This is a genomic window from Variovorax sp. OV084 (assembly GCF_900111625.1).
In the GTDB taxonomy this organism is placed as follows: domain Bacteria; phylum Pseudomonadota; class Gammaproteobacteria; order Burkholderiales; family Burkholderiaceae_C; genus Variovorax.
Genome location: NZ_FOII01000002.1, coordinates 493,832 through 507,853 on the forward strand (window position 1 = coordinate 493,832; position 14,022 = coordinate 507,853).

Here is a 14,022-nt window from a genome sequence, read left to right on the forward strand (position 1 = left end):
CATGACCGACACCACCCGCACACCCCAGCAGACGGCCGAGTACGTCCGCGACGGCATGTTCGAGAACGACAACGCCAGCAAGGGCCTGGGCATGCGCATCGTCGAGGTCGGCCCCGGCCAGGCCACCATCGAGATGCGCGTGCGCGCCGACATGCTCAACGGCCACGCCATTTGCCACGGCGGCTTCATGGCCACGCTGGCCGACTCGACCTTCGCCTTTGCCTGCAACTCGTACAACGAGCTGACCGTGGCCTCGGGCTTTGCCATCGACTTCATCGCCCCGGCGCGCGAGGGCGACCTGCTCACCGCGCGCTGCCACGAGGTGTCCAAGGCCGGCCGCACCGGCGTGTACGACACCGAAATCACCAACCAGCGCGGCGAGCGCATCGCGATGTTCCGCGGCCGTTCCTACACAGCCAAGGGCCGCCCCGCCGTCCCGAACGCCGCTGCCGCCTGAGGAGACAACAGACATGACCGTGAAGCACCCCGCCCCCGGCGACCTCGACCCCATCGAAACCGCCAGCCGCGACGAGATCGCCGCGCTGCAGCTCACCCGCCTGCGCGCCACGCTGCAGCGCGCCTACGACAACGTGCCGCACTACCGCAAGGCCTTCGATGCCAAGGGCGTGCACCCCGACGACCTGAAGTCGCTCGCCGACCTGTCGAAGTTTCCGTTCACGGTGAAGAGCGACCTGCGCGACAACTACCCCTTCGGCATGTTCGCCGTGCCGCGCGAAAACGTCGCGCGCATCCATGCGTCGTCGGGCACCACCGGCAAGCCGACCGTGGTCGGCTACACGCTGAAGGACATCGACACCTGGGCCAATCTCGTGGCGCGTTCCATCCGCGCTGCGGGCGGGCGGCCCGGCGACATGGTGCACGTGTCGTACGGCTACGGCCTCTTCACCGGCGGCCTCGGCGCGCACTACGGCGCCGAGCGCGCCGGCTGCACCGTCATCCCGATGTCGGGCGGCCAGACCGAGAAGCAGGTGCAGATCATTCAGGACTTCAAGCCGGACATCATCATGGTCACGCCCAGCTACATGCAGGTGATCATCGAGCAGTTCGAGCGCCAGGGCCTCGACGCCAAAGACAGCTCGCTGAAGGTCGGCATCTTCGGCGCCGAGCCGTGGACCGAAGCCATGCGCCGCGACATCGAGGCCAAGGCCGGCATCGACGCCGTCGACATCTACGGCCTGAGCGAAGTGATGGGCCCCGGCGTGGCCAGCGAATGCGTCGAGAGCAAAGATGGCCCCGTCATCTGGGAAGACCACTTCTACCCCGAGATCATCGACCCCGAGACCGGCGAGCTGAAGGCCGACGGCGAAGAAGGCGAACTGGTCTTCACCTCGCTGAGCAAAGAGGCCATGCCCATCGTGCGCTACCGCACGCGCGACCTCACGCGCCTGCTGGCGCCCACCTCGCGTTCGTTCCGCCGCATGGGCAAGATCGTCGGGCGCAGCGACGACATGATGATCATCCGCGGCGTCAACGTCTTCCCCACGCAGGTCGAAGAAATCGTGCTCGCGCACAAGGCGCTGTCGGGCCTCTACCAGGTGCACGTGAGCCGCGCCGACAAGCTCGACCAGGTCGAGGTGCACTGCGAGCTCAACCCCGCCGACGCCGCCTCGGCGGACCGCACCGCCATCGGCGAATGGGTGCAGCACCGCGTGAAGACGCTCATCGGCATTTCCACGCGCGTGGTGGTTCACGCGCCCAACGAGATGGAACGCACCCAGACCGGCAAGGCACGCCGCGTGATCGACACGCGCCCGCGCTGAGCCGCCCCTCACACCCCACCGAAAGGACACGCACATGTACACCCAGGCAATGGACACCATGGGCAAGGACGCAGGCGACGGCAAGCAGAAGGTCGTGCGCTCCGCCGAGGAAATGCGGCTCGAAGAGCGCTTCGACGCGCACATCGATGCCGGCGACTTCATCGAGGCAAAAGACTGGATGCCCGAGCACTACCGCAAGACGCTGGTGCGCCAGATCAGCCAGCACGCGCACTCCGAAATCGTCGGCATGCTGCCCGAAGGCAACTGGATCAGCCGCGCGCCCACGCTCAAGCGCAAGGCCATCCTGCTGGCCAAGGTGCAGGACGAAGGCGGCCACGGCCTCTACCTGTATGCCGCCGCCGAAACGCTGGGCACCTCGCGCGACCAGATGTTCGACGCGCTGCACAGCGGCAAGGCCAAGTACAGCTCGATCTTCAACTACCCCACGCTGACCTGGGCCGACATGGGCACCATCGGCTGGCTGGTCGACGGCGCGGCCATCATGAACCAGGTGCCGATCTGCCGCTGCTCGTACGCGCCGTACGCCCGCGCCATGATCCGCATCTGCCGCGAGGAGAGCTTTCACCAGCGCCAGGGCTACGAAGCCCTGCTCACCATGATGACCCACGGCACCGACGCACAGAAGGCGATGGTGCAGGACGCGGTCGACCGCTGGTGGTGGCCGTCGATCATGATGTTCGGCCCGCCGGACGACCAGTCGCCCAACAGCGCGCAATCGATGCGCTGGGGCATCAAGCGCTTCAGCAACGACGAGCTGCGCCAGAAGTTCATCGACGCCGCCGTCGAGCAGGCCGCCATCCTCGGCGTGACCCTGCCCGACCCCGACCTGAAGTGGAACGAAGAGCGCCAGGCGCATGACTTCGGCGCCATCGACTGGAGCGAGTTCTGGCGCGTGATCGGCGGCGACGGCCCCTGCAACCGCGAACGCCTGCAGGCGCGTGTCGACGCCTGGGAAGACGGCGCATGGGTGCGCGAAGCCGCGATGGCCCATGCCAACAAGCAACCAATGAAGGAGGCGGCATGACCGTCGAACAGAAACAAGAGTGGCCCCTGTGGGAAGTGTTCGTTCGCAGCAAGGCCGGCCTCGACCACAAGCACTGCGGCAGCCTGCACGCGGCAGATTCGAAGATGGCGATCCAGATGGCGCGTGACGTGTACACCCGCCGCCAGGAAGGCAGCAGCATCTGGGTGGTGCGCTCCGAGCAGATCGTGGCCAGCGACCCGGGTGACAAGGACATGTTCTTCGACCCGGCTGAAGACAAGGTGTACCGCCACCCGACCTTCTACGCGCTGCCCAAGTCGGTCGACCACATGTGAGCAAGGCCAGGACCATGCAAGCATCGATCGAACTGAACCGTACACCCGCCGTGCAGTACCTGCTGCGCATCGGCGACACATGCCTCGTGCTCGCGCAGCGCCTGGGCGAATGGTGCGGCCACGCGCCCGTGCTGGAGGAAGACATCGCGATGGCCAACATCGCGCTCGACCTCGTCGGCCAGGCGCGCGCGCTGCTCACGCACACCGGCAAACTCGAAGGAGCCGGCCGCGAGCACGACGAAGACCAGCTGGCCTACCTGCGCGACGAGCGCGACTACTTCAACCTCACCATCGCCGAACTGCCGCGCGGCGACTTCGCCTTTGCCGTCGTGCGCAACACGATGGTTTCGACGCTGCTCAAGCTGCTGTGGCAGCGCCTCGCCGCGTCGAACGACGCCGAAGTGGCCGCCATCGCCGGCAAGGCCGTGAAGGAAGCGCGCTACCACCAGCAGCACTCGGGCGACTGGGTGGTGCGCCTGGGCGACGGCACCGACGAATCGCGCCAACGCACTGAAAAAGCGCTGAAGCAGCTGTGGCTCTACATGCCCGAGCTGTTCGAAAGCGATGCGGTGGATGCCGAAGCCAGCGCCAGCGGCCTCGGCCCGGCGTGGAGCGAGCTGCGCGAACCCTGGCTGGCCGAGATGCAGCAGGTGCTCGACGCGGCCGGCCTCGCCATGCCCAAGGAAGCTGCCTTCCGCAGCAACGGCAAGCGCGGCGTGCACAGCGAGCACATGGGCTACATCCTCGCGGAGATGCAGCACCTGCAGCGCAGCTACCCCGGGGGCGTGTGGTGACCACGGCCGACCTCATGGCAGCCTCGCGCGTCGATGCCGCGTGGGCCGTGCTGCACACCGTGCTCGACCCCGAGGTGCCGGCCGTGTCGGTCTGCGACCTCGGCATCGTGCGCGATGTGATCGAGCACGACGACGGCCTGGAGATCGTGCTCACGCCAACGTACTCCGGCTGCCCCGCGACCGAAGCCATCGAGCACGACGTGCTGGCCGCAATCGAGCAGGCCGGCCTCGGCCGCGCCCGCGCCACCCTGCGCCGCGCCCCCGCCTGGAGCAGCGACTGGATCAGCGACGAAGGCCGCGCCAAGCTCAAGGCCTACGGCATCGCGCCACCGGCCCACCTCACACCCGAAGCCGCGGCCAACACCGCAATGCCGATCAAGCTCTTCGGCCGCATCGCAGGCGAACGCATCGCCTGCCCGCGCTGCGCGAGCGAGCGTACCGAGCGCCTTTCGGCCTTCGGCTCGACCGCCTGCAAGGCGCTCTATCGCTGCATGGCCTGCCGCGAGCCTTTCGAACATTTCAAGCCAATCTAAAAAGCGCCCCAAGCGATGAGCACCCTCTTCCACCCCTTGCGCGTGAAGGCCATCGAGCCCGATACGGCCGAGGCCGTCATCGTCTCGTTCGAAGTGCCGGGCGACCTGCGGCAAGTCTTCGGCTTCACGCAGGGCCAGTACCTCACCCTGCGCCACGACATCGACGGCCAGGACCTGCGCCGTTCCTATTCGATCTGCGCCGGCCTCGACGACGGCGAGCTGCGCGTCGGCGTGCGCAAGGTGCGCGGCGGCGTGTTCTCCAACTGGATCAACGCCAGCCTGCAGCCCGGCGACACCCTGCAGGTGATGGCGCCGCAAGGCCGCTTCTTCGTGCCCATCGAGCCGGCTTCGGCTCGCCATCACGTGGGCATTGCAGGCGGCAGCGGCATCACGCCCATCCTGTCGATCATGAAGACGGTGCTGGCGCGCGAGCCCGCGAGCCGCTTCACGCTGATCTACGGCAACCGCCAGCTCCAGTCCACGATGTTCAAGGAAGAAATCGAGGACCTGAAGAACCGCTACATGACGCGCCTCGTGCTGCAGCATGTGTTCTCCGACGAGCACACCGATTCGCCGCTGGGCTTCGGCGTGATGAACCGCGAGAAGATCGGCGAGTTTCTCAAGAGCGTGGTGCCTGCAGCGCAGATCGACCACGTGTACGTGTGCGGCCCGTTCCAGATGAACGACGAAGCCGAGGCCGCGCTGCTGGCAGCCGGTGTGCCCGAAGACCGCATCCACATCGAACGCTTCGGCGTCGCCCTGCCCTCGGCCACCCAGGTGGGCGCGGTGGTGCACGAGGCGCAGCCCGGAGACGCCAAGCAGGCGCGCATCGTCATCGTGCGCGACGGCCTGCAGCGCGAGATCACCTACACCGAAGGGCAGCCCAGCATCCTCGACGCGGCATCGGCCGCGGGCCTTGAAGTGCCCTTCTCTTGCACCTCGGGCGTGTGCGGCACCTGCCGCGCAAAGTGCGTTGACGGGGAAGTCCGCATGGAAAGAAACTTCGCGCTCGACAAGAATGAAGTAGCCGCGGGATTCATCCTGACCTGCCAGGCCCACCCCCTGACCGAACGAGTAACGCTCTCATTCGACGAGCGCTAGCACTTCAACGTTTTTTTCAACCCGGAGACAAGACCAAATGAAATTCTTCTTCAAGCCCCTGCTGATCGCCGCGCTGTGCGCCACCGCCGCCGCATCGTGGGCCGACGTCACTGTCGGCGTGACGGTCTCGGCCACCGGCCCAGCCGCCTCGCTCGGCATCCCCGAGAAGAACACCATCTCGCTGATGCCCAAGACTCTCGGGGGCCAGAAGATCAACTACATCGTGCTCGACGACGCATCGGACACCACCGCAGCCGTGGCCAACACGCGCAAGCTCATCACCGAGAACAAGGTCGACATCGTGCTGGGTTCTTCCACCACGCCCACCTCGCTCGCCATGATCGACGTGGTCAGCGAGGCCAAGGTGCCGATGATCTCGGTGGCCGCCTCGGCCCGCATCGTCGAGCCGGTGGACGCCAAGAAGCGCTGGGTGTTCAAGACGCCGCAGAACGACATCATGATGTCGCTCGCCATTGCCGAGCACATGGCCTCCAACGGCGTGAAGACCGTCGCCTTCATCGGCTTTGCCGACGCCTACGGCGAAGGCTGGTCTGAAGAATTCGCCAAGGCCGCCGCGCTGAAGAAGATCACCGTGGTCGCCAACGAACGCTATGCGCGCACCGACACCTCGGTGACGGGCCAGGTCCTGAAGATGATGGCCTCCAAGGCTGACGCCGTGCTGGTCGCGGGTGCGGGCACTCCGGCCGCGCTGCCGCAGAAGGCGCTCAAGGAGCGCGGCTACACCGGCAAGATGTACCAGACGCACGGCGTGGCGAACGCCGACTTCCTGCGCGTCGGCGGCAAGGACGTGGAAGGCACCTTCCTGCCGGCCGGCCCGGTGCTCGTGGCCGACCAGCTGCCCGCCAGCAACCCGGTGAAGAAGTCGGCCATGACCTATGTGACAGCCTACGAAGCCGCCTACGGCAAGGGCACGGTGTCGACCTTCGGCGCGCACGCCTGGGACGCCGGCCTGCTGATGAGCTCGGCCGTGCCGGTCGCGCTGAAGAAGGCACAGCCGGGCACGCCCGAGTTCCGCGCCGCACTGCGCGACGCGCTGGAGCAGACCAAGGAAGTGTCCGGCGCGCATGGCGTTTTCAACATGACCGAGAAGGACCACCTGGGCCTGGACCAACGCGCCCGCGTGATGGTGAAGATCGAAAACGGCGCCTGGAAATACCAGCCCTGATCAACTGGGCTCGCCCCCAGGCTTCGCGCACTTCGTGTCGCTTCTCCTACCCCCTACCGGGGGCAACACCGGAGGCCCGGCAAAGCCGGTTCCTCGGTGTTCCCGATCTGACTAACGGGCGCCGCCCGAAGGCTGTTGTTATATGGATTCGCAGATCGCCCTTTTGCTGGGGCAGGACGGCATCGTCAACGGTGCCGTCTACGGTTTGATGGCGCTCGCGCTGGTGCTGGTGTTTTCAGTCACGCGCGTCATCTTCATTCCCCAGGGCGAGTTCGTCGCCTTCGGGGCGCTCTCCATGGCGATGCTGCAGGCCGGCCGCGTGCCGGCCACGCTGTGGCTTCTGCTGGTGCTGGCTGTCGCGGTGCTGCTGGTGGAGTTCTGGCGCTGGAAGCGCGGCGCGGTGGTCGACTGGGCCTCCGCGCTCGCTTGGTGCGTGGTGCTGCCGGCGGCCGCGGCCGCGCTGGTGCTGCTGCTCAAGCCGACCTCGATGGCGGGCCAGACGCTCGCCACGCTGCTGCTCATCATGCCGCTCGGCCCGCTGCTCTATCGCCTGGCCTACCGGCCGCTGGCGGATGCCAACGTGCTGATGCTGCTGATCGTCTCGGTCGCGCTGCACGGCGTGCTGGTCGGCCTGGGCCTGCTGTTCTTCGGCGCCGAGGGTTCGCGCACCACGCCGTTCTCAGAAGCGCGCTTCGACATCGGCGGCATTCCGGTCAGCGGGCAATCGCTGGTAGTGGTTGGCGTCACGCTGCTGCTGGTGATTGCCATGTTCCTGTTCTTCGGCCGCTCGATGGTGGGCAAGGCGCTGCGCGCAACCGCCATCAACCGCGTAGGTGCACGGCTGTCAGGCATTCCGACCGAGCTGTCGGGCGACCTGAGCTTTGCGCTCGCGGCGCTCATCGGCGCCATCTCGGGCCTGCTGATCGCGCCGATCACCACGGTGTATTACGACACCGGCTTCCTCATAGGCCTGAAGGGCTTCGTCGCCGCCATCGTCGGCGGGCTCGCGAGCTATCCGCTGGCACTGGCCGGCGCGCTGCTGGTCGGCCAGCTCGAATCGTTTGCCTCTTTCTGGGCCAGCCCGTTCAAGGAAGTGCTGGTCTTCACCCTGATCATTCCCGTGCTGTGGTGGCGTTCGCTCAACAGCCATCATGTGGAGGACGAAGAATGAGCGCGTCTTCTTCGAACAACATTGCCGTGCCCGCACAACCCGAAGGCAAGCCGCTGGTCACGCCGCGCCAGCTCACGCTGGTGTGCGTGGTGCTGCTGGCATTGGCCTGGGGCTTCCTGCCCGAATTCACCGTCTCGGTGCTCAGCAACATCGGCCTGTATGCGCTGGTCGCGGCCGGGCTGGTCATGCTGACCGGCGTGGGCGGCATGACCTCTTTCGGGCAAGCCGCCTTCGTGGGCATGGGCGCGTATGCCACGGCGTGGATCTGCACGTCGCCCACCGCCGCCGCGTGGCTGGGCGGCGCGGTCAGCCCGGCGCTGCTGCCATGGGCGGGCCTGCTGCTCGGGCTGGTGTTCACCTTCGCACTCGCATGGGCGCTGGGTTCGGTCACGCTCAAGCTGCAAGGCCACTACCTGCCGCTGTGCACCATCGCCTGGGGCCTGAGCCTGTACTACCTGCTGGGCAACATGGACTTCCTGGGCGGGCAGACCGGCATCACCGGCGTGCCGCCGCTGGTGGTGGCCGGCGTGTCGCTGGCCACGCCGCGCATGCTGGGCGTGGTGATCTGGGCGGCGCTGCTGCTGGCGCTGTGGGCACTGCACAACCTGCTCGATTCGCGCGAAGGCCGCGCCATCCGCGCGCTCAAGGGCGGGCGGCTCATGGCCGAGTCGATGGGTGTGGACACGGCACGCCACCGCATCAAGCTCTTCGTGCTGGCCGCGCTGCTCGCGGCGGTGTCGGGCTGGCTCTACGCGCATCTGCAGCGCTTCGTGAACCCGACGCCCTTCAACCTGAACATCGGCATCGAGTTGCTGTTCATGGCGGTGGTCGGTGGCGCGGGCCATCTGTGGGGCGCGGTGCTGGGCGCAACGCTGATCACGCTGCTGAAGGAAAAGCTGCAGGACATCCTGCCCGCGCTGCTCGGCAGCAGCGGCAATTTCGAAGTGATCGTGTTCGGTCTGCTGATGCTCTTCGTGCTGCAGCGCTTCTCCGATGGCCTGTGGCCCACGCTGGCGCGCATCGTGCGCCGCTGGGTGCGCGATGACTCGGCGGGCAAGGCCGCCGCAGCAGCAGCGCTCGCCAAGACTCCCTCTACCGTGCAGCTCGCACAACGCGCCCTGCCACCCAGTGGTGAACTGCTGCTGCAAGCCAGCGACGTGAGCAAGCGTTTCGGCGGTCTCGTCGCCAACAACTCGATCTCGATGACGCTGAAAGCCGGCGAGATCCACGCGCTGATCGGCCCGAACGGCGCTGGCAAGAGCACTTTCTTCAACATGATCTCGGGCGTGGACGATCCCACCTCGGGCGAGGTGAAGCTCGCGGGCCAGTCGATGGCAACGAAGCCGTCGCGCGCCTTTGCCGCACTGGGCCTGGGCCGCACCTTCCAGCACGTGCGCCTGCTCGGCCAGCGCAGCGTGGTCGAGAACGTCGCGCTCGGCGCCCACCTGCGCGCAAAGCGCGGCTGGCTCGCGGCGATGCTGCGGCTGGACCGCGCCGAAGAAGCCGCGCTGATGGCCGAAGCCCGCAAGCAGATCGAACGCTGCGGCCTAGGCCCACATGCCGACACGCCCGCCGCATCGCTTTCCTTGGGACAGCAGCGCGTGGTGGAAATCGCCCGCGCACTCGCTGGCCAGCCTTCGGTGCTGCTGCTCGACGAACCCGCGGCCGGCCTGCGCCATCTTGAAAAGCGAGCCCTCTCTGTGCTGCTGAGCCAGTTGCGCGCCGAGGGCCTCGGCATCCTCGTGGTGGAGCACGACATGGAGTTCGTGATGAATCTCGCCGACCGCATCACGGTGCTCGAATTCGGCACCGTCATCGCCACCGGCACGCCCGCCGAAGTGCAGGCCAACCCGCGCGTGCTCGAGGCTTACCTCGGCGGCGCCGACGACGAACTGCTGGAAGACGCACGATGAGCCACCCTCTGCTTCAACTCGAGGACTTTTGCGTTGCCTACCGCACCGTGGAGGCGGTGCACAGCGTACGCCTGCAGGTGAACGAAGGCGAGATCGTCACCGTGATCGGCCCCAACGGCGCCGGCAAGACCACGCTGCTGTGCGCTGCCATGGGCCTGCTGCAGTCCACCGGCCGGCTCTCGCTGGGCGGCGAGCGCATCGCCCGCCCCGGCGTCGAAACGATGGTGGCGCGCGGCGTGGCGCTGGTGCCCGAGCGGCGCGAGCTGTTCGGCGAGATGTCGGTCGAAGACAACCTGCTGCTCGGCGGCTTCTACCAGTGGCGCAAGGGCAAGCGCGACCAGCGTGCGCGCATGGACGAGATCTTCGAGATCTTCCCGCGCCTGCGCGAACGCCGTCCGCAGATGGCATCGACGCTCTCGGGCGGCGAACGCCAGATGCTGGCCATCGGCCGCGCGCTGATGGCGCGGCCCCGCCTGCTGATGCTCGACGAACCCTCGCTCGGCCTTGCACCGCTGGTGGTGCGCGAAGTGCTGCGCGTGGTGTCGCAACTGCGCAGCCATGGCGTGTCGGTGCTGCTGGTGGAGCAGAACGCGCGCGCCGCGCTGCAGGTGGCCGACCGCGCCTATGTGCTCGAAATGGGCGCCGTGGCGCTCGAAGGCAAGGCGCGCGACCTGCTGCACGACCAACGAATCATCGACACCTACCTGGGCATCGGCAAGAAGGACTGACCCAGTCTTCGACCCGGCGCCATTGACCAAAGGACACGCACCATGACCACCACCCTCCAAAGCTACATCGCCGGCCGCTGGATCGGCCAGCAGGCCGCGCAGCAACTGCGCAGTGCCGTCAACGGCCAGCCCGTGGCGAGCACGCACGCCGAGGCCATCGACTTCGCCGAGGCGCTGCAGTACGCGCGCCGCACCGGCATTCCCGCGCTGATGGCGCTCGACTTCCAGCAGCGAGCCGAACGCCTGAAGGCATTGGCCAAGTACCTGGCCGCGAACAAGGAAACGCTCTACGCCGTCTCGGCCCACACGGGTGCGACGCGCGCCGACAGCTGGATCGACATCGAGGGCGGTGCGGGCACGCTGAGCGCTTACGCCGGCATCGGCACCAACGAGCTGCCCTCGGGCAACCTCGTGCACGAAGGCCCGGCCTTCCCGCTCGGCAAGAAGGGCGGCTTCGCGGGTACGCACATCCTGGTGCCGCGCGGCGGTGTGGCGGTGCACATCGACGCGTTCAACTTTCCCATCTGGGGCCTGCTCGAGAAGTTCGCGCCCAGCTTCCTCGCGGGCATGCCCTGCATCGGCAAGCCGGCCACGGCCACCAGCTACCTCACCGAAGCGCTGATGCGCCTCATCGTGCAGTCGGGCATCCTGCCCGCGGGCAGCCTGCAACTCGTGATCGGCAGCACGGGCGACCTGCTCGACCGGCTCGAAGGCCCCGACGTGGTGACCTTCACCGGCTCGGCCGATACCGCTGCCAAGCTGCGCGTGCACCCGAACATCGTGCGCCAGTCGATCCCGTTCAACGCCGAGGCCGACTCGCTGAACTGCGCGATCCTCGCGCCCGACGTGACGCCCGACGACGAGGAGTTCGATCTCTTCGTGAAGGAAGTGGCGCGCGAGATGACCACCAAGGCCGGCCAGAAGTGCACGGCCATCCGCCGCGCGATCGTGCCGCGCCAGCATCTCGATGCGGTGGCCGAGCGGCTGCGCGCACGGCTCGCGAAAACTGTCGTCGGCGATCCGTCACGCGAAGAAGTGCGCATGGGCGCCCTCGCCTCGCGCGACCAGCAAGCCGACGTGGCCGAACGCGTGGCCACGCTGCTGAAGGGCGCGGAGCTGGTGTACGGCGAGCGCGACGGCTTCTCGCCGGTGGGCGACGGCGTGAGCGAAGGCGCGTTCTTCGCGCCCACGCTGCTGCTGAGCCGCAAGCCGCTCGAACACGACGCTGCGCACGACGTCGAGGCCTTCGGCCCCGTCAGCACGCTGATGCCCTACGACGGCATCGATGAGGCGCTGGCACTGGCCGCGCGCGGCCGCGGCAGCCTGGTGGGCACGCTGGTCACGCGCGACCCGGCCATCGCGGCCAAGGCGATCCCGGTTGCTGCCGCATGGCACGGCCGCCTGCTGGTGCTCGACCGCGAGGCCGCGGCCGAGTCGACCGGCCACGGCTCGCCGCTGCCGCAGCTCAAGCACGGCGGCCCCGGCCGCGCGGGCGGCGGCGAAGAGCTCGGCGGACTGCGCGCCGTGAAGCACTACCTGCAGCGCGCCGCGGTGCAGGGCTCGCCCACCATGCTGGCCGCCATCACCGGCGAGCACGTGCGCGGCGCGGCCGTGCGCGAGAGCGATGTGCACCCCTTCCGCCGCTACTTCGAAGACCTGCGCATCGGCGACTCGCTGCTCACGCACCGCCGCACCGTCGGCGAGGCCGACATCGTGGCCTTCGGCGGCATCTCGGGCGACTACTTCTACATGCACTTCGACGAGGTGGCCGCGAAGCAGTCGCCCTTCGGCAAGCGCATTGCGCACGGGTACTTCGTGCTGTCGGCCGCGGCCGGTCTGTTCGTGTCGCCATCGCCGGGCCCGGTGCTGGCCAACTACGGCCTCGACACGCTGCGCTTTACCAAGCCCGTGGGCATCGGCGACACCATCCAGGCGCGCCTGACCTGCAAGCGCAAGATCGACCGCAACAAGAAGGACGCGAGCGGCCAGGGCCAGGGCGTGGTGGCATGGAACGTGGAAGTGACGAACCAGGACGGCGAGCTGGTCGCCAGCTACGATATCCTGACGCTCGTTTCCAAGAAACCCGAAACCACCTCCACTCCAGCCTCTACCTGATGTTCGATCTCACTGGCAAAGTCGCGCTCGTCACGGGCGGCAACGGGGGCATCGGCCTCGGCATGGCGCAGGGCCTTGCCAAGGCCGGCGCGCGTGTCATCGTCGCCGCGCGCAATGCGCAGAAGTCGGCCGCTGCCGTCGAAGCGCTGAAGGCGCTGGGCAGCGACAGCTTCGCGCTCGAAGCCGACGTGAGCGACGAAGCCTCGGTGCAGAAGCTGTTCGACGACGCCGCCGCGCGCTGCGGCCGGCTCGACATCCTGGTCAACAACGCCGGCACCACCGTGCGCAAGCCGGTCGACCAGCTCTCGCTGGACGAGTGGCACAAGGTGATGAACACCAACCTCACCAGCGCCTTCCTGTGCAGCCGCGCCGCGCACCCGCACCTGAAAGCCGCGGGCGGCGGCAAGATCATCAACATCGGCTCGATGATGTCGATCTTCGGTGCGGCCTACGCACCGGCCTATGCCGCGAGCAAGGCCGGCATCGTGCAGCTCACCAAGTCGACGGCGCTCTCGTGGGCGGCCGACAACATCCAGGTCAACGCGATCCTGCCGGGCTGGTTCGAGACAGAACTGACCGATGGCGCGCGCAGCCAGGTTCCGGGCCTGTACGAGCGGGTGAAGGCCCGCGCCGCCGCCGGCCGCTGGGGCCAGCCGGCCGACATTGCCGGCACCGCCGTGTTCCTCGCGAGCCCCGCGTCGGACTACGTGACGGGCACGGCCATTCCCGTCGACGGCGGGTTTTCCATTTCGGGCTGATGCCCGCGGGCCGTGTAAATTCGCCCGCCATGCTCTTCTGGATTCAGCTCTTCCTTTTCGTCGCCGGCACGGCCGCTTTGCTGTACGTGTCGCGCGGCCCGCTGAGCCAGCCCGGCTCGCACGGTTTCTACCGCTTCTTCGCATGGGAATGCATGCTGGTGTTGATCGTCGTGAACCTGCCCATGTGGCATGACGATCCGTTCTCGCCCAAGCAGATCGTCTCGTCGCTCTTCTTCGTGCTGTCGATCTGGCTGCCGATTCACGCGGTGCGACTGCTCAAGGCGCAGGGCAAGCCGACCGAGGCGCGCAGCGACGACCCCGCGCTGTACGGCTTCGAGAAAACCTCGGCCATCGTCAGCACCGGCGCCTTCCGCTATATCCGCCACCCGATGTACACGGCGCTGATGCTGCTGGCCTGGGGCGCTTTTCTCAAGCAGTTCACCTGGCTCACGCTGGCGCTGGTGCTCGCGGCCACGGTGCTGCTGTTTCTGACGGCGCTGCGCGACGAGCAGGAGTGCATCGCGCACTTCGGCGATGACTACCGTGCTTACATGCGGGGCACGCGGCGGTTTATTCCGTTTTTGCTTTAGCGGGCGGCCGAAGC

Annotated in this window: 14 protein-coding genes; all 14 read left to right on the top strand. The window is 67.6% G+C overall.

Features of this window, described 5'->3' with window-relative positions; translation table 11 throughout:
• The first annotated feature begins 1 nt into the window (after position 1).
• The 14 genes from paaI to BMW87_RS08705 all read left to right on the top strand — a co-directional run bounded on the left by paaI (position 2) and on the right by BMW87_RS08705 (position 14,008).
• The gene (gene paaI, locus BMW87_RS08640; protein ID WP_093075785.1) at positions 2–457 is read left to right on the top strand and encodes a hydroxyphenylacetyl-CoA thioesterase PaaI; all 456 of its coding nucleotides are present in this window, start codon (positions 2–4) and stop codon (positions 455–457) included.
• 13 nt (positions 458–470) lie between these two features.
• On the top strand, positions 471–1,781 hold the full coding sequence (gene paaK / locus BMW87_RS08645) for a phenylacetate--CoA ligase PaaK (RefSeq protein ID WP_093075786.1): 1,311 nt from the start codon (positions 471–473) through the stop codon (positions 1,779–1,781).
• A 34-nt stretch (positions 1,782–1,815) separates the two neighbouring features.
• Complete coding sequence (gene paaA / locus BMW87_RS08650; RefSeq protein ID WP_093075788.1) at positions 1,816–2,826, top strand: 1,2-phenylacetyl-CoA epoxidase subunit PaaA; 1,011 nt, start codon at positions 1,816–1,818, stop codon at positions 2,824–2,826.
• Positions 2,823–3,119, top strand: a complete 297-nt coding sequence (paaB, locus tag BMW87_RS08655) for a 1,2-phenylacetyl-CoA epoxidase subunit PaaB (protein WP_081265691.1) — start codon at positions 2,823–2,825, stop codon at positions 3,117–3,119. The genes paaA and paaB overlap by 4 nt, the downstream gene beginning before the upstream one ends.
• 14 nt (positions 3,120–3,133) lie before the next feature.
• On the top strand, positions 3,134–3,913 hold the full coding sequence (gene paaC, locus BMW87_RS08660; RefSeq protein ID WP_093075789.1) for a 1,2-phenylacetyl-CoA epoxidase subunit PaaC: 780 nt from the start codon (positions 3,134–3,136) through the stop codon (positions 3,911–3,913).
• 14 nt (positions 3,914–3,927) lie between these two features.
• Complete coding sequence (gene paaD / locus BMW87_RS08665) at positions 3,928–4,446, top strand: 1,2-phenylacetyl-CoA epoxidase subunit PaaD (protein WP_093076070.1); 519 nt, start codon at positions 3,928–3,930, stop codon at positions 4,444–4,446.
• A gap of 15 nt (positions 4,447–4,461) precedes the next feature.
• Positions 4,462–5,547, top strand: coding sequence for a 1,2-phenylacetyl-CoA epoxidase subunit PaaE (gene paaE, locus BMW87_RS08670; protein WP_093075791.1), 1,086 nt, complete (start codon positions 4,462–4,464; stop codon positions 5,545–5,547).
• 37 nt (positions 5,548–5,584) lie between these two features.
• Complete coding sequence (locus BMW87_RS08675; protein ID WP_093075793.1) at positions 5,585–6,733, top strand: ABC transporter substrate-binding protein; 1,149 nt, start codon at positions 5,585–5,587, stop codon at positions 6,731–6,733.
• Positions 6,734–6,875: 142 nt separating this feature from the next.
• The gene (locus tag BMW87_RS08680) at positions 6,876–7,904 is read left to right on the top strand and encodes a branched-chain amino acid ABC transporter permease (RefSeq protein ID WP_093075794.1); all 1,029 of its coding nucleotides are present in this window, start codon (positions 6,876–6,878) and stop codon (positions 7,902–7,904) included.
• Positions 7,901–9,817, top strand: a complete 1,917-nt coding sequence (locus BMW87_RS08685; protein WP_093075796.1) for a branched-chain amino acid ABC transporter ATP-binding protein/permease — start codon at positions 7,901–7,903, stop codon at positions 9,815–9,817. The genes BMW87_RS08680 and BMW87_RS08685 overlap by 4 nt, the downstream gene beginning before the upstream one ends.
• Entirely contained in the window at positions 9,814–10,545 is a 732-nt protein-coding gene (locus tag BMW87_RS08690; protein WP_093048821.1) for an ABC transporter ATP-binding protein, read from the top strand. The genes BMW87_RS08685 and BMW87_RS08690 overlap by 4 nt, the downstream gene beginning before the upstream one ends.
• Positions 10,546–10,587: 42 nt before the next feature.
• On the top strand, positions 10,588–12,660 hold the full coding sequence (paaZ, locus tag BMW87_RS08695) for a phenylacetic acid degradation bifunctional protein PaaZ (protein WP_093075797.1): 2,073 nt from the start codon (positions 10,588–10,590) through the stop codon (positions 12,658–12,660).
• Complete coding sequence (locus BMW87_RS08700) at positions 12,660–13,418, top strand: SDR family NAD(P)-dependent oxidoreductase (protein WP_093075799.1); 759 nt, start codon at positions 12,660–12,662, stop codon at positions 13,416–13,418. The genes paaZ and BMW87_RS08700 overlap by 1 nt, the downstream gene beginning before the upstream one ends.
• 29 nt (positions 13,419–13,447) lie before the next feature.
• Positions 13,448–14,008, top strand: a complete 561-nt coding sequence (locus tag BMW87_RS08705) for a methyltransferase family protein (RefSeq protein ID WP_093076072.1) — start codon at positions 13,448–13,450, stop codon at positions 14,006–14,008.
• Positions 14,009–14,022: the final 14 nt, after the last annotated feature.